Origin of the sequence: Caballeronia zhejiangensis (assembly GCF_000698575.1) — a bacterium.
GTDB lineage: Bacteria > Pseudomonadota > Gammaproteobacteria > Burkholderiales > Burkholderiaceae > Caballeronia > Caballeronia zhejiangensis.
Genome location: NZ_JFHD01000005.1, coordinates 126,317 through 146,053, shown reverse-complemented (window position 1 = coordinate 146,053; position 19,737 = coordinate 126,317). Strand labels below are relative to the sequence as shown.

Here is a 19,737-nt window from a genome sequence, read left to right as displayed (position 1 = left end):
ATCTCCATACAAACTTTCGTTTACAAAAACCAACAAAAAGGCACAGCTTTTGCATACCCTTGATCGCCAATTCGAGCATGCAACGACAACTGAGAGGTGATGCTGTAATGAGCAGATTGATCGTGGTATCGAATCGCGTCGCACCGATCCAGGAAGGCAAGCCCAGCGCGGGCGGCCTCGCGATCGGCGTTCTGGACGCGCTCAAGGAGACTGGGGGCGTGTGGTTCGGATGGAGCGGCGAGATCGTCGGCGAATCGGGCGCGCCTGTTCTGGAGAACAGCGGAAAAGTGACCTACGCGACCGTCGGCCTGACGCGCCGCGATTACGACCAGTATTACCGAGGTTTCTCGAACGCCACCCTGTGGCCGACTTTTCACTATCGCAACGACCTCTCGCGCTTCGATCGAGAGGAGTACGCGGGCTACATGCGCGTGAACGCGAGTCTTGCGGCCAAGCTGAAGACGCTGCTCAAGCCCGACGACATCATTTGGGTGCACGACTATCACATGCTCCCGTTCGCGCAGGAGCTGCGCAAGCTCGGCGTCGCGAATCCGATCGGCTTCTTCCTGCACATTCCGTTTCCGGTGCCGGAGATGATGCGTACGGTTCCGCCGCATGAGGAACTGATCGCGGCGATGTGCCAGTACGACGTCGTCGGCTTTCAGACGGATGCCGACAAGCAGTCGTTCATCGATTACGTGGAACGCACGAGCCGCGGCCACTACAACGACGACGACGGCATGCTTCAGGCCTTCGGCCGCATGCTCAAGGTGGGCGCGTATCCGATCGGCATTTATCCGGACGCCATCGCCAAGGCCGCCGAGCAGTTCTCGAACCGCAAGCCGGTGAAAAGCCTGCGTGACAGCATGCGCGGCCGCAAGCTCATCATGAGCGTCGATCGTCTCGACTACTCGAAGGGTCTCGTCGAGCGCTTTCAGGCGTTCGAGCGCCTGCTGCTGAATGCGCCCGGCTGGCATGGGCGCGTGTCGCTCGTGCAGATCGCGCCGCCGACGCGCTCGGACGTGCAGACCTATCAGCGCATTCGACAGAATCTGGAAGGCGAGGCGGGGCGCATCAACGGACGTTTCGCGCAGCTCGACTGGACGCCGATCCAGTATCTCAACCGCAAATACGAGCGCAATCTGCTGATGGCGCTGTTCCGGCTCTCGCAAGTCGGCTACGTGACGCCGCTGCGCGACGGCATGAATCTCGTCGCGAAGGAATATGTCGCGTCGCAGGATCCGGCCGATCCAGGCGCGCTCGTCCTGTCGCAGTTCGCGGGCGCGGCGGACCAGTTGCCGGGCGCGCTCGTCGTCAATCCGTTCGATCTGTCGCAGATGTCCGAAGCGCTGGAGCGCGCATTGTCGATGCCGCTCGCCGAACGCCAGGCGCGTCACGCCGACATGATGGCGCCGCTGCGCGAGAATAATCTTTCGGTCTGGCGCGATTCGTTCCTGTCGGACTTGCGCAGCGTCGCGACGGCGACTTCCGTCACGGAGAAAACCGTCAAGACCGTGAAGCAGGGCGCGTCCGAAGCCAAGCGGCCGGCCGCCAAGGCCTGAACGCTCCGATTCGCCGATAGAGAAGAACCCGCGCTTCGAAAGAAGCGCGGGTTTTTTACGCGCGGAACGGGACTTGCGGATTCATCGTGGACACGAACGAAGGAGGTCATGATGAGCGGAAGCACATTGAACCCGCCCGAAGACGACGGCGCGGAATACGGCAAGGGACACGGCACCGGCGCGCTCGGCCCGAGCGACTCGTCGGATAGCGGCTCCGACGTGCAGGGCGAAAAGCGCTATCCCGGCGACATCGAGGACGAGCTCGACGCCCACGCGCTCGGGCAGTCCGAGGCGGAGCTGAACAGCGATACGGACCGCTTCGGCACGGGCGAGGCGGCATCGGCGGATGGCGACAACAATCTGGAAGCCGATGCCGACATCCTGCCCGACGAAATCGAGGACGAAACGCGCGATCTCCCCGACGAGGACGCCGACCCCGCAGCCGACCGATCCTGACACGCATCGGCTGAGGCACACTGCAAGCGGCGCGCTCCGGACGGAGCGCGCCGCTTTTTACACGCGCTTCGCATCGCGGGGCTAACATCGTCGGATTGCTCCCAGTCACGCTCACGATGGATCAGGACGTCTCCGCCACACAATCCGCGCCCGTCGCATCGGGCCGCACGTCGCGCTTCGGCTGGCTTTCGTGGATCGTCGATCCCGTCATGCAATGGTCGCAGGACCACTGCCTGATGTTCTCGGCGGCGATCGCGTTCTTCGCCGCGTTCTCGCTTGCGCCGACACTCGTCATCGTGATCGCGGTGGCGAGCGTCTTCTTCGGCGCCGATGCCGTGCAAGGCAGGCTCTTCGACGAAATCAGCGGCGTCGTCGGCGTCGATGCGGCGCACGCGCTGGAAGCGATCGTCGCGAACGCGTGGCACGCGGACATCGCGCGCAGCACGGCGATCCTGTCGCTCGCGGGCGTGCTGATCGGCGCATCGGCGACATTCTCGTCGCTGCACAGCGCGCTCAACGTCATCTGGCCGACGCCCGCCGTGAGCACGCGCGAAAGCATCGTCACGCTGCTGCGCGTGCGGCTGATGTCGTTCGGGCTCGTGGTCGGTTCGGGTTTGCTGGTCGCGGTGCTGCTCGTGCTCGACGCGCTCGTCGAGTTGCTCGGACATTGGGTGCTGGGCGATGGCAGTCCGTTCGTCGTGCTCTCGGGGCTGACGCGACGCGCGATATCGCTCGGCGTGCTGATGATCGCCTTCACCGTGCTGCTCAAATTCCTGCCGACGACGCGCATGCTCTGGCGCGATGCCGCGCTCGGCGCCGCCGCCGCCGCGATGCTTTTCGAAGCCGGCAAGCGCCTCTTCGCGTTCTATCTCGCGCACGCGGGCACGGCGAACATGTTCGGCGCGGCCGGTTCGCTCGCGATCATCCTCATGTGGCTGTACTACTCGGCGGCGGTGTTTCTGCTAGGCGCGGAGCTAGCGGCGACGGCGGCGAGGAAGCGCACGCATCGCGCATCGGGCTGGCGTTGAGCATCAATGAAAGAGGCCGTCCGCGAAGGGACGGCCTCTTCAGCAGTTACCCGCTGTGATGGGTGAAACGCCTTACGCCTGACGACGCAATTCCGCAGGCGGCACCTTCATCAGATGGCGATACTTCGCTACCGTCCGGCGCGCGACGATCACGCCCTGATCGGCGAGCATCTTCGCGAGACTCACGTCGGAGAGCGGATCGCGCGTGTTCTCCTTCGAAATCATTTCCTTGAGCAGCGCGCGCACGGCCGCGGCCGAACACGTGCCGCCGCTTTCCGTCGACAGCTCGCGCGGGAAGAAGTGCTTGAACTCGAAGATGCCGCGTGGCGTCGCCATGTACTTGTTGCCCGTCGCGCGCGAGATGGTCGATTCGTGCAGGCCGAGTTCATCGGCGACATCGCGCAGCACGAGCGGCTTCAGCGCAATTTCGCCGTAATCGAAGAACGCCTTCTGATGCGACACGATGCATTCGGCCACGCGCTGAATCGTCGTGAAGCGCTGCTGCGCGTTGCGAATCAGCCAGCGCGCTTCCTGCAACTGCTGCGCGAGCGGCGAACGGCTCGCGCCGGCCGACTGCGCGAACAGTTCCGCGTACATCCGATGGATGCGCGCACGCGGCAACACCGCCGGATTGATCGTCACGACCCACTGCTTTTTCACCTGACGCACGATGACGTCGGGCACGACGTAGTTGTCCTCGCTCGATCCGTAGTTCTCGCCCGGTTTCGGATCGAGGCGGCGTACGAGCGCGCACGCGATGCGCAGTTCATCCGCGCTGCAGCCGATCTTCTTCTGCAGTTCCGCCTGCTCGCGGCGTGCGAGGCGCTCCAGATGATGCGCGACGATTTCCATCGCAACGGCGCGGCCCGGCGTGTCCTCGTCGAGCGCCTGGAGTTGGAGCGTCAGGCATTCCGAGAGATTGCGCGCGCCGACGCCCGGCTTGTCGAGCGATTGCACGAGCTTCAGCGCGATGTTGAGTTCGTCCTCGTGAAGCGCGGGTTCGATCTCCACGACATTCGCGAGGTCGCTCAAGTCCTGCCGCAGATAGCCGTCGTCATCGAGCGCTTCGATGATGAGCTGCGCGATGGCGCGATCGCGTTCGTTCAATTGATAAAGGCGCAGCGCGTCGTGGAGCGTTTCGTGCAACGAAGGTTCGATGCGAACCCAGTCGGCGGGATCGGAACCTTCGCCGTCGCCGTTGTTGCGCGACGCGCCGCGGCCGAACGGATCGGACGAGAATTCGCTGACGGAATCGTCGCGCGAGCCGGAATCCACGTTCGATTCGGCTTCCATGCTCGCTTCGGGCGCGAGCGGCGTCTCGGTGGCGTTGTCGGATGTGGTCGACAGGGTCGAGTCGGACATCGAGCTGCCGTTGTCGGCGCCGAGCGCGTTGTCCTCGGTCTGGGACTCGTCGTATTCGAGAAAGGGGTTGGTATCCAGTGCGTTTCGCAGTTCCTGCTGGAACTCGAGCGACGAGAGTTGCAGAAGGCGAACCGACTGTTGAAGGCGCGGCGTGAGTGCGAGCGTTTGCTTCGCGCGTAGTTCGAGTGTAGGCGGCATTGCTTGCTAATCCTCGATTGTTCCAGACGTGATGGGCAGGTTTGCGACTAATAAAGCAACAGCCATGCCATCGAACGTTAAGGTCGTGCAGGGACTACGTTTTTCGTCACCGGCACCCTTCTTTTGAAGCCTTTCCGAGGCCGCTTTCACGCAGTTTTTACACGCGCTCAGACAAAACCGCTGCGGGTTTCAGGCGCGTCGCGTTGCGTGCGGGCAAGCCTTCCAATGAACGTCGAAGATTTGTTCGCCCACGCACTCAGGCCTTGCCGCGCGGGGCATTCAGGACGCTTCGGCTTCGGTCGGCTCGCGCGGCCGCCGGATCTGGCACGCAAGTTGCGGATCGAAGTTCACGATCCGCGTGCTACGGCGCGGACGTCATCGAAGAGCCGCATCTAGCACGGAATGCGTGAACGCGGCGTCAGACCAAAATCGAAAAAAGGGAGTATCGACATGAAGACGACTCAAATCCTGAAGGCAGCCGGCGGTATCGCGTGCGTGGTGTTCGCGCTCAACGTCGGCGCACAGACCAACGCAGCGTCGTCGACGAGCGGTTCTGGCACGTCGATGGGCCAGAAGGTCGACGACAGCGCGATCACCACCAAAGTGAAGGCCGAACTGCTCGGCGCGAAGAACGTCAAGTCCACGCATATCCACGTCAAGACGCACGCGGGCGTCGTGTCGCTGACGGGCACGGTGCCGTCGGCGGAAGACAAGACCGCCGCCGAAGAAGTCGTCTCGAACGTCTCGGGTGTTGCTTCCGTGAAGAACCATCTTAAAATTGCCGCCAAGTAATGGCATAGTTCGTATGCCCGGCTTCGCCTCGGCGGGCCGCGGTTGAGTGCCAGCAGTACCGGAACCCGCGCGGGTTCGACGATTCGCCGCAAAAGGCGATGACTCGGACGAAGCGCGGGTTCTCGCTTGGAGGCATCGGTTCACGTTTTCGTCGTCCGGTGCTTCAGTCGCAAGTTCTCGCAAGACGCTTCACCAGTGCGCAGCACCTCGCAGCACTTCGAAACTCAAAAACGAGACGGCCGTTCAGGTCGACACTCAAACAGGCGGCTCACGAATGCGCAGTAGCCCGGCGTTCAGAGGCCCCGGCAAAAAGGAGCTCTTCATGAAGACGAAAAAGATGGCATTGATCGGCGCGCTCGCGCTGGCATTCTCGACGACGGCATTCGCCCAGGCAGCCTCCGATGCGGCAGCCTCGGCGCCGGTGGCGAAGAAGCAGAAGGGCACCAATCTGCATCAGCAGAACAAGGCGCATAAGCTGCACGGCGCATCCGCAGCGGCAGCGGCTTCGGCGCTCGGCACCAATGACAAGGGTCAGCCGCAGTAACCCGCGTCGTACTGTCGCTTGACGAACAAACGGCCGCTTCGTGCGGCCGTTTGCTTTCGAAGCGGCCCGGAAAGCCGGGCCGCGTGCTTCACCGCGTCAGCATCAGGACTTCGCGGCTGCGTATTGATCGCGCAGATCGCGGATGCGGTCGTGGTTCTCCAGCACGCCCTGATACTGGCGCTCCACCACGGCGCGGACATCGGCGGGCAGGTCCTTGTCGAGCGCCTCGCGATAATTCTTCTTCGCTGCATCCTCGCCGCGCTCGCATTCGGCGAGGATCGCGTGATCGCTATGGCCGGTTACGGCCGACTTCACGTCGACCCAGCCGCGATGCAGCGCGCCCGACACCGATCCGCCGGTTTCGGGCTTGCCGCCCAGGCGTGCAACGATGTCCTGCAATTCGCGCGCGCCCTCTGCGCACTTTTGCGCGCGATTCTGAAACAGCAGCTTGAGGCTTGGATCACGCGTATCCTCGGCGGCCTTGAGAAAACCCTTTTCGCCGTCCTTCGAGGTTTCGACCAGATCGTTGAGTACCGATACGACATTCGTGCTCATATGAGACCTCCTTTTCGTTAGGACATTGCCACTGCGCAACCCCTGCGGGATGCGGCTCGCGGATTCATGACGCACGCGGCGTGCCCGATCGCGGGCCGCGCGGCATACGCCTTGCTGCCGTCACCGCACTACAGCGCGCGACCGGTTCGGGACGTGCGCACGACAAGGCAACAGGAGAACGTAGTGAAATTTTTCAACCGGCTCGCGCATCGCGAGTTTCTGGTGCTGGCGGCTGTCGCCGCATCGGCGCTGACCTTGCATGTCCGACAAGAAAGCATCGACGCGCACGCGCGCTCGGCACACGTTTCGCGCGCGGAATATGGACGCATCTGCGAGCCGCCCGTCGCACATGCGGAGAAGGGGCGCGTGCTGCCGGCCGACTGCGCCATTCGCGCCAACGTGCAGCCGAATCGGCCGAGCGCGCCCTGGGTCTAGCACAGACGAAAACGCCCGCACGAAGCGGGCGTTTCATCGATACGGCGCGAAACTACGATCACACGCGCGATTGCGCGAACTCGCCAGCCGGTTGCGGCGGCTTCAGCGGATCGAAGTCGCTCCAGCGGCCTTGTTGCCAGCGGCCCGACGCGCGTTCGATGTCCATTCCGCCTGCTTCACGCAGCACCGCCGCGGCCTGATCGTGCGTTTCCGGCGAAACGTGCACGGCCACCAGCACGCCCGCATGACGCGCGGGCTCTTCCGCTTGCGCCGCGCCGTGCGGCTTCTTCTTCGTATGCGACATCGCGCCGACGAGCGATCCGACGTACGCGCCGACGCCCGCCGCGATCACCGAAACCAGCAGCGGCGCCTTGAAGACGGCGAAGATCGCGGCGCCGATGACCGCGCCGACCACCGCGCCGATCGTCACGCCCTTGCCGGCGCCCTTGGGCGCGCCGCTCGCACCCGCATCGGTGCCGACATCGCCGCCGATCGGATGGCGTGCGTGCTGGCCGCTCGGATTGACGAAGAAAAGCGTCACGTCTTCTTCCAGGAAGCCGCGCGCAAAGAGCTTCTGCGCTGCCGTTTCGGCCGCGCGAAAAGTCTGAAATCGGCCCGCAATGATCAGGGACATGTTCCCTCCTTGTTGGCTTGGGTTTTGGGAATGCGTCGTTCAGACGGCAAGGCCGCTCACTCCGGCTCCAGGCCGGCGACGCGGAACAATCCGCTCCTCAGCACGGCGGGCTGGCCGCCGTTGTCGTCGAGCACTTCGGCGCACACCGCGCGGATGCGCGACGCGCCTTGTTCGAACGCGGCGAGCAGATCGTCCTCGCGCGGCGATTTCGCGCCGAAGTGATCTTCGAGGGCTTCGGCGGTGATCGAGCAGACGACCGGCTCGCCGTCGATGAGCGCGGCGAAGTGAATCGCGAGATCGTCGCCGTCGTAGACAGGCGGTTCGTCGGCAAACGTGATGTGCATGGTCGAGTCCTCATAAGCGGGACGGGAAACGGAACGCAAGGCGGCGCGACCGGCGACGTGCGCGATCCTCATGACGCCGCCTTCGCTTTTGCGAGCTGCTGCGCCATCTCGTAGTGATGGCTGATGATCGGCAACGCCTTGGTCGCCGCGGCTTTCAGCGCGGTGTCGTTGCCGGTTTCGCTCTCTTTTCTGAACAGTTCGACGGCCTTTTGATGCCCGCCCACGGCCACCTTTTCAATATAGGCCTTGTCGAACTCGGCACCCTGGAGATTTTGCAGGCTGCCGATCACGGCGGTATCGGCGACGGGCGGCGCGGTGATGCCGTGACGCTTCGCGAGCACGTCGAGATTGCGCGCGAGCTTCGTGTGATCGACGATCATTCGCTGTGCGAACTCCCGCACCTGCCGGTCGCTCGCATGCGTGAGCGCGAGCTTGCTCGCCGTGAGTTCGGTCGCCCCCGCCTGACCCGCGTCCTGCAGGAATTGCTGATCGATGGGCGAGAGCTTCTCGCTTGGCGTCTGTGCCTGCGAGAGCGGCGCGAAAGCAGCGGCGAGCGACAGCACGATCACGCGCGTCACGGATGGAAAGTATTTCGGCATCGGCGGGCCTCCGATGAACATGCGCTCACGCGCGCGCCTTGCCGAGCGCGTCGATCAGCGCCTCGTTGAACGCCGGAATATCGTCGGGCTTGCGGCTCGTGATGAGATTGCCGTCGATCTGCACTTCCTGATCGACCCACGTTCCGCCCGCGTTGCGCACGTCGTCCTGCAGGCTCGGCCAGCTCGTCATCGTGCGGCCCGCGACGATGCCAGCCGAGATCGGCAGCCAGCCGCCGTGGCAGATCACTGCGATCGGCTTCTTCGCGCGGTCGGCGTCCTTGACGAAGGCTTGCGCTTTCGCGTCGAGGCGGATCGCGTCGCCGTTGACGACGCCGCCCGGCAGGACGATAGCGTCGTAGTCGGCGGGATTGGCGGCGTCGAAGGTCACGTCGACATCGACCTTGTCGCCCTTGTCGACATGCTTGAAGCCCTGAATCTGACCGGCTTTCTGCGATATGACGTCCACCTGCGCGCCCGCTTCCTTGAGCGCGCGTTGCGGTTCCACGAGTTCGGCCTGCTCGAAGCCGTCGACGGCGAGAATCGCGACCTTGCAACCGTTGAGGGAATTGGCCATGAACACACTCCTTATTGCTGATTTCGACTCTTCCGCGCGTGCGGAATCCATGGTCGAAGTTCAGCAAAGGCTGTGCCCAGCGGAACGGCCGGGCGGCCTTGAGCGGGAAGGGCGGATCAGGCGGGCTCGACGCTGCGTTTGCCCGTCAGACGCAGCACGCTGACGACCGCTGCGGCAGCCGCGAACACGGCTGCGACGCCGAGCGCGATCACCGGGCCTTGCTTGGGCGCGACGCCGAAGATCAGCGCGACGAGCGCGGCACCGAGCGTCTGACCGGTGAGGCGCGCGGTGCCGAGCATGCCGCTCGCGCCGCCGCTGCGATGACGCGGCGCGGAGGCGAGCATCTGACGGTTGTTCGGCGACTGGAACAGCCCGAAGCCGAGCCCGCACACGGCCATGCGCCATGCGACGTCGAGGGCCGTCGGATGCGCGCCGACGCTCGCGAGCAGCACGAGTCCGACGGTCAGTATCGCGAGACCGATGCCGCCGAGCAGGCCGGCCGAATACCGGTCCGCGAGCACGCCCGCGAGCGGCGCGACGAACACGATCACGAGCGGCCACGGCGTCATCAGAAACCCGGTCTCGACCTGGCCCATGCCGAAATTGTTCTGCAAAAGGAACGGCAGCGAAACGAACGCGAGCATCTGCGCGCAGAACGAACACACCGACGCGCCGACCGACAGCGCGAACACCGGAATGCGCAGCAGATCGACGGGCAGAAGCGGCGCGCTTTGCGTCAGTTGCCGCTTGACGAAGAAATAGCCGATGACCGCCGTCGCGATGAATTCGGCGACGAGATACGGCCGATGCTCGCCGTGCCCGATGCCGTCGACGGCAACGATCGCGAGGCCGAAAAAGAGCGCGTTCATGATCGCGCTGATGTAGTCGTACGGCTGCCGATGCCCCGGCGTGCGCGGCATCGCGTTCCAGCCGATCGCGAACGCCGCGACGCCGATCGGCACGTTGATCGCGAAGAGCCACGGCCACGTCGCGACCGAAAGCACGCCGGACGCGACGGTCGGCCCGATCACCGACGAGATCGCCACGACCGTCGCGTTGATCGACACGCCGCGACCGAGCTGATCCTGCGGATAGATGATGCGCACGAGCGCCGTGTTCACGCTCATGATGCCTGCCGCGCCGAAGCCCTGGACGACGCGCGCGATGGTGAGCGCAGCGAGCGAGCCCGACAGCGCGCACGCGAGCGACGACAGCGTGAAGAGCGCGAGCCCCGTCATGTACACGCGCCGGTAGCCGATGCGGTCGCCGAGCGAGGCGAGCGGCAGCAGCGATATGGTGATCGTGAGCTGATACGCATTGACGATCCAGACGGAGTCGGCGGGAGACGCGTTCAGATTGCGCGCGATGGTCGGCAGCGCGACGTTGGCGATGGCGCCGTCGAGCACCGCGAGCGTGATGCCGAGCGCGACGACGGCAATGGCCCAGTATCGCTGGGGCAGCGGCAGACCTTTATCGGAGTCCATCGATGGGCGGGAAGTGGCGGGCGGCGCATCGTGTGTCGCGCCGTTTTTTCGAATGGCCAGGACGAAGACGCCGCCACGCGGGGCCGCGTCTTCGCCCGCGTGCTTACTTCAGTTCGTAGAGGCCGGTGTAAGTTGCCGAATCGATCTCGTTGAGATGCGTCATGAAGCGCGCGACGGCATTGGTCACGTTGACATCGAGCGGCAGGCTTTCCGCCGAGAGCGCGTGGATGCGAAAGATGTAGCGATGCGGCTTGTCGCCACGCGGCGGCGCCGCGCCGCCGAAGCCGACCGTGCCGTAGTCGTTGCGCAACTGCAGCGCGCCTGGCGGCAGCAGGCTGCCGTCGGCCTTGCCGGCGTTGCGCGGCAGCGAGCGCACGTCGGGCGGAATGTTGACGACGATCCAGTGCCAGAAGCCGCTGCCGGTCGGCGCGTCGGGATCGTAGACGGTGAGCGCGAGACTGCGCGTTTCGGCGGGCGGATCTTCCCATTGCAGCGCCGGCGATACGTTCTCGCCCGAGCCGCCGAAGGCCTGCTGGTCGAATTCCTGCGCGCGCGTCATGAAGCCGTTCGCCGGAAATTCGTCGGACCAGATGCGGAAATCAGCCATGAGAGTCGAGCCTCCTTCTTATAGCGATGTGGATGGATGCGGCACGGCGCATCGGACTGCGTGGCGCCGCGAGCCTCGCGTGAGCTGGTGCAGCAAACGTGCCCGAGGCGGCAAGGACGAAGCCAGTCGAGTGTAGCATCCGCCCCCGATATCCCGCATGAGCGCGAATGCCGCTGGACGGAATGCGCGAAGACGGCCGGAAGCGGGCGATCGAGCCCTCGAAATACGACGCGCGTTACAATAATGAGATGAATTCAGCCGGCGCGAGCCGAAAGGACGACCATGCCAAACGACCCGCGCCGCGCTGCCGGTCAATTCGTGCCGGCGAGCATGCCGGCGGACGACGCCGACATGTTCGAGCTCGCGCCCGTTTCGCTCTGGCTCGAAGATTTCAGCGCCGTGCGCGAGCAGTTCGAACGCTGGCGCGCGGCGGGCGTCGCCGATCTGCGGTCGTTTCTCGCGGAGAATCCCGGGCGTATCGCGGAGTGCTCGTCGCGCATTCGGGTCGTGAAGGTCAACCGGCGCACGCTGTCGCTCTTTCACGCGAAGGATGTCGATCATCTCGTGCAGAACCTCGATCGCGTGTTCCGCGACGACATGCTCACCACGCACGTCGACGAACTCGAGCAACTCTGGGCGGGTCAATCGCGCTTCGTCAGTCAGACGGTCAACTACACGCTCGACGGCAAGCGTCTCGACGTGCTGCTCAAGGCGGTCGTGCTGCCGGGACACGAGGACACATGGAGCCGCGTGCTCGTCACGATCGAGGACATCACCGAGCTCGAAGCGATGCGCCGCAGCGCCGCCGCGAGCGAGCTCTATGCACGCGGGCTCTTCGAGCATTCGCCGGTGTCGCTGTGGGTCGAGGATTTCAGTTCCGTCAAGTCGTTGCTGGACGATGTGCGCGAGCGCGGCATCGTCGACTTTCGCACTTTCACGAACGTGCACCCGGAGTTCGTCGAGCGCTGCATGCAGGAGATTCACGTTCTCGACGTCAATCAGCACACGCTGCGGATGTTCGCCGCGCCCGACAAGGCGACGCTGCTCGCGCGCCTGTCCGATGTGTTCCGCGACGACATGCAACAGTACTTTCAGGAACAGCTCATCGATTTGTGGGACGGCAAGCTCTTCCAGCAGCGCGAAGTGCTGAACTATTCGCTCGAAGGCCACGAGGTGCACGTGCATCTGCAGTTCTCGGTGTTTCCGGGGCACGAGGCGCGCTGGGATCTCGTGCTCGTCGCGCTGACGGATATCACCGCGCGCAAGAAGGCCGAGGCGTATCTGGAGTTTCTCGGCAAGCACGACGTGCTCACGAAGCTCAAGAATCGCTCGTTCTATATCGATGAGATCAATCGTCTCGAACGCAAAGGCCCGTTCCCGGTGACGGCGATCGCCATCGACGTGAATGGCCTTAAGGCCGTCAACGATCAACTCGGCCACGCCGCCGGCGATGCGCTTCTGCGGCGCGCCGGCGAAGTGCTCGCCAAGGCGGTGGAGAAGCCGTTCCAGGCGGCGCGCATCGGCGGCGACGAGTTCATGGTGCTCTTGCCGGGCACCGACGAGCGCGGCGGCGAGACGGTCATCGAGAGCATTCGCCAGTTGCTCGAAGTGAACAATCAGTTCTATTCGGGCAATCCGCTTTCCTTCGCGACGGGCGCGGCCACCGCGCACGAAGGCGAGCGTCTCGAACCGATGCTGCAACGCGCCGATGCCGCGATGTACGCGGAAAAGCGCGCGCATTACGACGGCGCGAGCGAGTGATCACTGCGACTGTGTGACTTCGTCGATGCCGCGGCTGAGCGCCGGACACGCTTCGCCGATCTGCTTCTTGTACTCGGCGGGATTGCTCGTCTTCAGCTTGTCGAAGCGATCGACGGTCGGTTGCGCCTGCGCAAGGCCGAGCTTCCATTCGCCATCGAAATCGGGTGCGTCGGGATAGCTTGTCCGCACGACGTTCTTGAAGCGCGCGACCTTGGCGGCGTCGATATGACAGACATCCGCCGCGCCCCGAGCGATGTTCGCGCTCGTCATCACGCCTTCCGCAGCCGCCAGTTCCTTCGATGACGGATGGCCCGGCGGCATCGCGGTCTGCGCCATCGCACACAGGCACCATGTGGTCAGAACGGCGGGAACGAGTAGGGTCGAGCGCTTCGTCGGCATGTGATTTTTCGCTTTGTTCGTGGGGTCAAAAAATTATAGGTGAAGCCCTCCGTGCGCAACGTCTGTTATGGCGAGGATGCGTCAATATCGCGTGCTAGAATCGATTTTCAACGCCGTTCTCAGACAGAAAAATGAAAAAAGGAAGCAAGGCCGCTAGCGCCGCGCCCTCGTCGACCACGGAGCAGGGGCGGCGCAAGTACGATCCTGAGGAGACCAAGCGGAACATTCTCGACATCGCCACGCAGGAGTTCTCGGCGATGGGACTCGCGGGCGCGCGCGTCGATGCCATCGCGGAGCGCACCAACACCACGAAGCGCATGCTGTATTACTACTTCGGCAGCAAGGAAGGGCTGTACGAAGCGGTATTGGAGCAGGTCTATGGCGATATCCGCGCGCTCGAACAGGAATTGCAGCTCGCGGAAATGGAGCCGGAGGAAGCGCTGCGCGAATTCGTCGGCTTCACGTTCGACTATCACGACAAGCATCGCGATTTCGTGCGGCTCGTGACAATCGAAAACATCCACGGCGCGAAGTACATCGAACAATCGAAGACCTTCAAGGCGCGCAATTCGACGGTCGTGAAGACGATCGAAGATCTCATCGCGCGTGGCGTCGCGGCCGGCAAGTTTCGCGAAGACGTCGATCCGATCGACCTGCATCTGATGATCAGCTCGTTCTGCTTTCATCGCGTGGCGAACCGTCATACCTGGGGCGCGGCGTTCGGGCGCGATCCGTCGGGCGCGCGCTCGCGTGCGCGTCATCGCGAGATGATCGTCGATGCGGTGCTGCGGTTCATGCGGCGCGACGGCTGATTTCCCCGCGCGCAAAGCAAAAACGGCGACGCTCTCGCGAGGTCGCCGTTTTTTCATTGCTGCCGATGCATCAGCGTTCCAGCAGGCTCTGGAAGTGCGCGAACATGCGCTCGGCATCCGGCTCCAGCCCGGTGAAGATGCGCAACGCATCGACCGCCTGACACACCGCCATCCCGCCGCCGCTCACCGTGCGGCAGCCGAGCGCCTTCGCCACTTTCAGCAGCTCGGTTTCGAGCGGGAAGTACACGATTTCCGCGACCCACAGTTCCTTGTGCAGATACTCGGCCGGCAACGGCAGGCCGGGCAGTTTCGCCATGCCGGTCGGCGTCGCGTGGATGAGGCCGCTCGCGCCGGCGAGCGTGTCGCGCAAGTCGCCGCCGCTTTTCACGACGCGATCCGGAAAGCGCGCCGCGAGCTCGGCGGCGAGCGAAGCCGCGCGGGCGTCGTCGGAATCGAAGAGCGTGAGTTCGCGCGCGCCCATCGTGAGCGCCGCGTGCGCGACGGCCGCGCCCGCGCCACCCGCGCCCAGTTGCACGACGCGTTCGAGCGGCGCGTCCGGCAGACCGCGCTGAAACGCGCGCGCGAAGCCCGACCAGTCCGTGTTGTAGCCGATGCGCTTGCCGTCCTTCAGCACGACGGTGTTGACCGCGCCGAGCGCGCGCGCGTCGGGATCGAGGTCATCGAGCAACGGGATCACGCTTTGCTTGCACGGATACGTGATGTTCAGGCCGTCGTAACCCATGCGCTCGGCGGCATCGAGCAGATCGGGCAGGGCGGACGGCTCCAGTTCCAGCGCTTGCAGGTCGATGCGCCGGTAGACGTAATTGAGTCCGAGGTTGCTGCCTTCCTTTTCGTGCATGGCGGGGGTGAGCGAGCCGCCGATGCCCGATCCGATCAGGCCGATGAGATACGAAGTCTTGTTGGTCATGCGAGCGCTCCGGCATGGATGAGCACTGCATGCTGCAGTGCGAGATGAATACGTCGCAGTGTGAACGCCCGCGCGAGGCTTGTCGGTTCGTGTTTCCACTGATTTGTACGGTCTAGTTAGTTTGTTATTATCTCGCAGAATGACATGGATTGCGCGCGTTCGCCATGCGGACGTCCTACACTGGAAGGCACCGCTCGATCCATCCCGCATTCACTGAATTGCAACGAGGAGGCAGCGATGCTGCGTTCGATCCGCACTTCCATCGCGACGGTTTCCATCAGCGGCACGCTTCCCGAGAAGCTGCACGCTATCAAGGCCGCCGGATTCGACGGCGTCGAGATCTTCGAGAACGACCTGCTGTATTTCGACGGCACGCCCGCCGACGTGCGCCGCATGTGCGCGGATCTCGGCCTCGAGATCTATCTGTTTCAGCCGTTCCGCGATTTCGACGGCGTGAGCGCCGAGCGTCTCGCGCGCAACGTCGAGCGCGCGAAGCGCAAGTTCGAGCTGATGCACGAGCTCGGCACAGACCGCATTCTCGTCTGCAGCAACGTGTCGCCGGATACGATTCGCGACGACGCGCTCATCGTCGACCAGCTCGGCGTGCTCGCCAAAATCGCGGAAGAAGCGGGGGTGATCGTCGCGTACGAAGCGCTCGCGTGGGGCCGCTACGTCAACTCGTACAAGCACGCGTGGAAACTCGTCGATGCCGTGAATCATCCGAGTCTCGGCCTCGCGCTCGATACGTTCCACACGCTGTCGATCCGCGATTCCGTCGACGAGATCGCGTCGATTCCGGGCGAGCGCATCGCGTTCGTGCAAATCGCCGATGCGCCCATTCTCGCGATGGACGTGCTCGAATGGAGCCGTCACTATCGGTGCTTTCCGGGGCAAGGCGCGTTCGATGTCGCACGCTTCACCGCGCGCGTGCTGGAAGCGGGCTACAAGGGGCCGCTGTCGCTCGAAATCTTCAACGACGGCTTTCGCGCCGCGCCGACCGCGATCACGGCGGCGGACGGCTATCGCTCGCTGCGCTTTCTGGAAGAGCAGACGCGCGAGCTGCTGGTTTCCGAAGGCAAGGCCGTGCCGCCGGAGTTGTTCAATCCGCCCGCGCCGCCCGAACACATCGGCTTTCAGTTCCTCGAATTCGCCGTCGACGATTCGACGCGCGAGCATCTGTCGCAATGGCTCGGACGGCTCGGCTTCAGGCTCGCGGGCAAGCATCGCTCGAAGGATGTCGCGCTGTATCGGCATGGCGCGGGTTCGATCGTGCTGAACGCCGAGGCCGATTCCTTCGCGAGCGCGTTCTTCCAGAAGCACGGCTTGTCGCTGTGCGCGTCGGCGTTTCACGTCGATGACGCGAAGCAGGCGTTCGAGCGCGCCGCCGCGTATGGCTCGCAGCCGTTCTCGGGGCGCGTCGGTCCGAACGAGCGCGTGGTGCCGGGCGTGCAGTCGCCCGACGGCAGCCTCGACTATTTCGTCGACGAAGCGAAAGGCGGCCCGACTTTGTGGGAATCGGATTTCATCCTGACGGACATCGACGGGCCGTACGAAGTCGGCCCGCTGTCGCGCATCGATCACGTGTGCCTGTCGCTTCCCGCCGATGCGCTCGATACCTGGGTGCTTTTCTTTCGCAGCGCGTTCGGTTTCGAGACCGAGCCCGCCGTGCTCGTGCCCGATCCGTACGGGCTCGTGCGCAGCCGCGCGGTGCGAAGCCGCGATGGTTCGGTGCGAATCGCGCTGAATGCGTCGATGGATCGCTATACGGCGGTGTCGGAGTCGCTGTCGACGTATCGGGGCTCGGGTCTGAATCACGTCGCGTTCAGCACGCCCGATATCTTCGACGCGATTCCGCGCCTCGAAGCCGATGGCGTCAAATTCCTGCGAATCCCGCGCAACTACTACGACGACCTTGTCGCGCGTTTCGGCCTGCCCGACGAGCAGATCGATCAGATGCGCGAGCACAATATCCTCTACGACCGCGACGAGCGCGGCGGCGAGTTCTTCCATGCGTACACGGAGCAGCTCGATCAGCGCTTCTTCCTCGAAGTGATCGAGCGGCGCGGCGGCTACGACGGCTACGGCGCGGCCAACGCGGCGGTGCGGCTCGCCGCGCACGCGCAACAGCGCGCGCGTCAGTCGGCCTGAAGACGCTCAGGCGCTTGCGGTTTTTCCGCTGCCCGCGGCGAGTTCACGCTCGCGCCTGAGTTCTTCTTCGCGGGCGCGGCCGGCGGCCTCGAACGCGTCGATGTGCAGAAACAGCCGATGCACGGTCTGGATCTGCGTATGAGAGAGATGTGACCGACGTGTGATCGATGCGAGCCGCTCGCGCCAGTACGAAGGCGGCAGCAGCGGGCCGCCGAGATCGCACGACAATGAACGGCGCAGCACCAGTTCGAGGTGCGTCAGGTCTTGGTCTGCCAGCAACGCCGAAAACGCGCCCTGCGGCTTTGTATCGGGAAATGGGTCCATTACTCCGATGGCGGCGCGATCAGGCGGAACTTGATAGGTGCAAACCCTGGTTTTCGCCGATTTTTCGGATACGCGGCGAACGAAAGCGTTTGCTATACTCTGCGCTCGCTTCGCCGACGCTGTCGGCCCTGCGCGGTCCGCTCCCCGTAGTTCAATGGATAGAACGAGTGCCTCCTAAGCGCTAGATGCAGGTTCGATTCCTGCCGGGGGGACCACGATTCCCGCACGCCGTTTTTCCCCCTTCTTTTTCTTCGCCGTATCCGGTCCGCATTGGACCGCGCGCGCTTTCCCGTCGATAATGCGTCCACTCCGGTCACGCCATCACGGCTCGCGCGCTCATGACGGAAATTCAATCCGCGGTGCTCGTCTTCGTTCTCCTTCTGGCCAGCACGGGCATCGGCGCGATCGTGCGGCCGCTTCTGCCCGAGGAACACAAGGCGCAGGAGACGGTGCAACTGGTCCAGTTGCTCGTCGGCATGCTGGTCACGTTCGCGGCGCTCGTGCTCGGCCTTCTGACCGCATCGGCGAAAACGGTTTTCGACACGACCAACAACGACATGCGCAGCTACGCGTCCTCGATCATCGAACTCGATCGCACGATGCGCGACTACGGCGCCGAACTCGGTCACGCGCGGCAACTCCTGCGCAAATACACGGCGGCGGCGGTGGCGAGCACGTGGCCGAGCGAGCCGCGGCCGCCCGGCGAATATCCGGCGGTCGAGGCACCGAACAAGAACGACAGTCTCGCGAGCAGCACGCTCGGCGCCATGCTGAGCGAGGCGCAGCGCGAAGTGCGCTTGCTGGTTCCGCGCGATGACTATCATCGCCAGCTCGCGGTCGAAGCCGCCGCGCGCTTCGAGCAGCTGATCGCGCTGCGCTGGAAGCTGATCGAGGAGGCGCACGGATCGATTTCGTATCCGTTCGACCGGATTCTCGTCGGCTGGCTGCTCATCATCTTTCTGTGCTTCGGGCTGATCGCGCCGCGCAACGCGCTCTCGCTCGTGACGATCATGCTCGGCGCGCTGTCGATCGCGTCGGCGGTGCTCGTGATCCTCGACCTCGATACGCCGTTCACCGGGCCGATCATGGTCGGCAGCCAGCCGATGCGCGACGCGCTCTCCTACGAATCCCGCTGATGCTCTACGACGATCCGCGCCTCGTCGCGCTCTACGACGTCCTCAATCCGTTCGCCGCCGACACGGCGTTTTATCTCGCGCTGGCGCAATCGGCGCGGCACGTCGTCGATCTGGGTTGCGGCACGGGGTTGCTGGCTTGCGAGCTGGCCAAGCGCGGCCATCGCGTGACGGGCATCGATCCGTCGCCGCAGATGCTGCGCGTCGCGCGCTCGCGTCCCGACGGCGACGAGGTGACGTGGATCGACGGCGACGCGAGCGCGCTGCCGTTCGTCGGCGCGGCCGATCTGCTCGTGATGACGGGCCACGTCGCGCAAGTCTTTCTCGACGATGACGCGTTTCTCGCGACGCTCAAAGCCGCGCGCCGGGCGATCCGGCCGGGCGGCGCGATCGCGTTCGAGAGCCGCCATCCGGCGGCGCGCGCGTGGGACAACTGGACGCGCGAGCGTTCGTCGAGATGCGTGAGCGCGCCCGATGGACGCGCGGTGGAAGTGTGGCAGGAGCGGCACGCCGAGCCCGATCCGCTTTCGACGGGACGCGTCGCGTTCACGACGCATTACCGCTTCATGCCGACGCCCGATGCGCCGGAGGAAACGCTGAGCGCCGTGAGCGAGCTGCGCTTTCGCACGCGTGACGAACTTGCGCGCTTGCTGACCGATGCGGGTTTCGCAAAAATCGACTGGTTCGGAGACTGGAACCGCGCGCCGGTCGATGAAGTGAGCCGCGAGTTGATCGCGGTGGCGCGCTGACTGGATCAAGTTCAATCCCCTGACTTAACGCGTTGGCATTCTGTCCAGCGGATCGATGTTCTTCGCATTGTTTGAACCTCGGCGCGCGGTGTCATGCGCGAATCCTATGCCTTTCGCCGAGATCGATAAGTTGACGCGCCGAAAACCTCGGACGTTTGCAATCTAATTCGCGATATTATCCTGATAAATAGGCTTATACAAATAGCAGTTGCGCATCTAAACCTGTACATCGGAAAACAATTTATCACAGAATAAACGCCGAAATTTCCTAAATCATCGTTGTATTCAGCGCATCATGATCGACCTGTG

Annotated in this window: 22 protein-coding genes and 1 tRNA gene; 12 read left to right on the top strand and 11 right to left on the bottom strand. The window is 64.2% G+C overall.

The annotated features are described in order from the left end of the window. Nucleotides 1–107: 107 nt before the first annotated feature. The 3 genes from otsA to BG60_RS10060 all read left to right on the top strand — a co-directional run bounded on the left by otsA (nt 108) and on the right by BG60_RS10060 (nt 3,046). A complete protein-coding gene (otsA, locus tag BG60_RS10070) occupies nt 108–1,562 on the top strand; it encodes an alpha,alpha-trehalose-phosphate synthase (UDP-forming) (RefSeq protein ID WP_008350786.1) in 1,455 nt (484 codons plus the stop codon). 108 nt (nt 1,563–1,670) lie between these two features. After that, on the top strand, nt 1,671–2,018 hold the full coding sequence (locus BG60_RS10065; protein WP_008350784.1) for a hypothetical protein: 348 nt from the start codon (nt 1,671–1,673) through the stop codon (nt 2,016–2,018). A 116-nt stretch (nt 2,019–2,134) separates the two neighbouring features. Continuing rightward, on the top strand, nt 2,135–3,046 hold the full coding sequence (locus BG60_RS10060) for a YihY/virulence factor BrkB family protein (protein ID WP_034471304.1): 912 nt from the start codon (nt 2,135–2,137) through the stop codon (nt 3,044–3,046). A 72-nt stretch (nt 3,047–3,118) separates the two neighbouring features. On the opposite strand, the gene BG60_RS10055 is transcribed toward BG60_RS10060, so the two are convergent. Further along, nucleotides 3,119–4,606: an RNA polymerase factor sigma-54 gene (locus BG60_RS10055; RefSeq protein WP_008350781.1), complete on the bottom strand. Its 1,488-nt coding sequence runs from the start codon at nt 4,604–4,606 to the stop codon at nt 3,119–3,121. A gap of 450 nt (nt 4,607–5,056) precedes the next feature. Between BG60_RS10055 and BG60_RS10050 the strand changes: the two genes are divergently transcribed. Beyond that, a complete protein-coding gene (locus tag BG60_RS10050) occupies nt 5,057–5,398 on the top strand; it encodes a BON domain-containing protein (protein ID WP_008350779.1) in 342 nt (113 codons plus the stop codon). A gap of 322 nt (nt 5,399–5,720) precedes the next feature. Beyond that, entirely contained in the window at nt 5,721–5,942 is a 222-nt protein-coding gene (locus BG60_RS10045) for a hypothetical protein (RefSeq protein ID WP_008350777.1), read from the top strand. A 102-nt stretch (nt 5,943–6,044) separates the two neighbouring features. On the opposite strand, the gene BG60_RS10040 is transcribed toward BG60_RS10045, so the two are convergent. Next, a complete protein-coding gene (locus tag BG60_RS10040) occupies nt 6,045–6,497 on the bottom strand; it encodes a PA2169 family four-helix-bundle protein (RefSeq protein ID WP_008350776.1) in 453 nt (150 codons plus the stop codon). Between the two features lie 183 nt (nt 6,498–6,680). Between BG60_RS10040 and BG60_RS10035 the strand changes: the two genes are divergently transcribed. Next, nucleotides 6,681–6,932, top strand: coding sequence for a hypothetical protein (locus BG60_RS10035; protein WP_152563196.1), 252 nt, complete (start codon nt 6,681–6,683; stop codon nt 6,930–6,932). 58 nt (nt 6,933–6,990) lie between these two features. Here the strand turns inward: BG60_RS10035 and BG60_RS10030 are convergent, their stop codons facing one another. The 6 genes from BG60_RS10030 to BG60_RS10005 all read right to left on the bottom strand — a co-directional run bounded on the left by BG60_RS10030 (nt 6,991) and on the right by BG60_RS10005 (nt 11,174). Continuing rightward, the gene (locus BG60_RS10030; RefSeq protein WP_034471300.1) at nt 6,991–7,566 is read right to left on the bottom strand and encodes a glycine zipper domain-containing protein; all 576 of its coding nucleotides are present in this window, start codon (nt 7,564–7,566) and stop codon (nt 6,991–6,993) included. A gap of 56 nt (nt 7,567–7,622) precedes the next feature. Next, the gene (locus BG60_RS10025) at nt 7,623–7,982 is read right to left on the bottom strand and encodes a DUF1488 family protein (protein WP_008350770.1); all 360 of its coding nucleotides are present in this window, start codon (nt 7,980–7,982) and stop codon (nt 7,623–7,625) included. After that, on the bottom strand, nt 7,979–8,509 hold the full coding sequence (locus BG60_RS10020) for a DUF4142 domain-containing protein (RefSeq protein ID WP_051996469.1): 531 nt from the start codon (nt 8,507–8,509) through the stop codon (nt 7,979–7,981). The genes BG60_RS10025 and BG60_RS10020 overlap by 4 nt, the downstream gene beginning before the upstream one ends. Nucleotides 8,510–8,534: 25 nt before the next feature. Then, nucleotides 8,535–9,083 (bottom strand): type 1 glutamine amidotransferase domain-containing protein, encoded by a 549-nt coding sequence (locus BG60_RS10015; protein WP_008350765.1) that lies wholly within the window; start codon nt 9,081–9,083, stop codon nt 8,535–8,537. A 116-nt stretch (nt 9,084–9,199) separates the two neighbouring features. Next, nucleotides 9,200–10,567, bottom strand: a complete 1,368-nt coding sequence (locus BG60_RS10010) for an MFS transporter (RefSeq protein ID WP_034471296.1) — start codon at nt 10,565–10,567, stop codon at nt 9,200–9,202. Between the two features lie 103 nt (nt 10,568–10,670). Further along, complete coding sequence (locus BG60_RS10005) at nt 10,671–11,174, bottom strand: YbhB/YbcL family Raf kinase inhibitor-like protein (RefSeq protein WP_034471294.1); 504 nt, start codon at nt 11,172–11,174, stop codon at nt 10,671–10,673. Between the two features lie 282 nt (nt 11,175–11,456). Here BG60_RS10005 and BG60_RS10000 point away from each other — a divergent pair, with 282 nt between their 5' ends. Beyond that, nucleotides 11,457–12,935 carry a sensor domain-containing diguanylate cyclase gene (locus tag BG60_RS10000; RefSeq protein ID WP_008350760.1) on the top strand — a complete coding sequence of 493 codons (1,479 nt, stop codon included), beginning with the start codon at nt 11,457–11,459 and terminating at the stop codon, nt 12,933–12,935. Here the strand turns inward: BG60_RS10000 and BG60_RS09995 are convergent, their stop codons facing one another. Further along, nucleotides 12,936–13,334: a hypothetical protein gene (locus BG60_RS09995; protein WP_239295192.1), complete on the bottom strand. Its 399-nt coding sequence runs from the start codon at nt 13,332–13,334 to the stop codon at nt 12,936–12,938. 131 nt (nt 13,335–13,465) lie between these two features. Here BG60_RS09995 and BG60_RS09990 point away from each other — a divergent pair, with 131 nt between their 5' ends. After that, the gene (locus BG60_RS09990) at nt 13,466–14,146 is read left to right on the top strand and encodes a TetR/AcrR family transcriptional regulator (protein ID WP_008350756.1); all 681 of its coding nucleotides are present in this window, start codon (nt 13,466–13,468) and stop codon (nt 14,144–14,146) included. A gap of 70 nt (nt 14,147–14,216) precedes the next feature. On the opposite strand, the gene BG60_RS09985 is transcribed toward BG60_RS09990, so the two are convergent. Continuing rightward, a complete protein-coding gene (locus tag BG60_RS09985; protein ID WP_034471290.1) occupies nt 14,217–15,074 on the bottom strand; it encodes a shikimate dehydrogenase in 858 nt (285 codons plus the stop codon). Nucleotides 15,075–15,323: 249 nt separating this feature from the next. Here BG60_RS09985 and BG60_RS09980 point away from each other — a divergent pair, with 249 nt between their 5' ends. Further along, on the top strand, nt 15,324–17,222 hold the full coding sequence (locus tag BG60_RS09980) for a bifunctional sugar phosphate isomerase/epimerase/4-hydroxyphenylpyruvate dioxygenase family protein (RefSeq protein ID WP_033536690.1): 1,899 nt from the start codon (nt 15,324–15,326) through the stop codon (nt 17,220–17,222). 6 nt (nt 17,223–17,228) lie between these two features. Here the strand turns inward: BG60_RS09980 and BG60_RS09975 are convergent, their stop codons facing one another. Beyond that, a complete protein-coding gene (locus BG60_RS09975; RefSeq protein ID WP_008350750.1) occupies nt 17,229–17,546 on the bottom strand; it encodes a hypothetical protein in 318 nt (105 codons plus the stop codon). A gap of 140 nt (nt 17,547–17,686) precedes the next feature. On the opposite strand from BG60_RS09975, the gene BG60_RS09970 reads away from it, so the two are divergent. From BG60_RS09970 to BG60_RS09960, 3 genes are all read left to right on the top strand, one after another. Beyond that, a tRNA-Arg gene (locus BG60_RS09970) sits at nt 17,687–17,761 on the top strand. A gap of 123 nt (nt 17,762–17,884) precedes the next feature. Continuing rightward, the gene (locus BG60_RS09965) at nt 17,885–18,682 is read left to right on the top strand and encodes a bestrophin-like domain (RefSeq protein ID WP_008350748.1); all 798 of its coding nucleotides are present in this window, start codon (nt 17,885–17,887) and stop codon (nt 18,680–18,682) included. Then, the gene (locus tag BG60_RS09960; RefSeq protein ID WP_051996464.1) at nt 18,682–19,428 is read left to right on the top strand and encodes a class I SAM-dependent methyltransferase; all 747 of its coding nucleotides are present in this window, start codon (nt 18,682–18,684) and stop codon (nt 19,426–19,428) included. Before BG60_RS09965 ends, BG60_RS09960 begins: the two co-directional genes overlap by 1 nt. Nucleotides 19,429–19,737 lie beyond the last annotated feature (309 nt).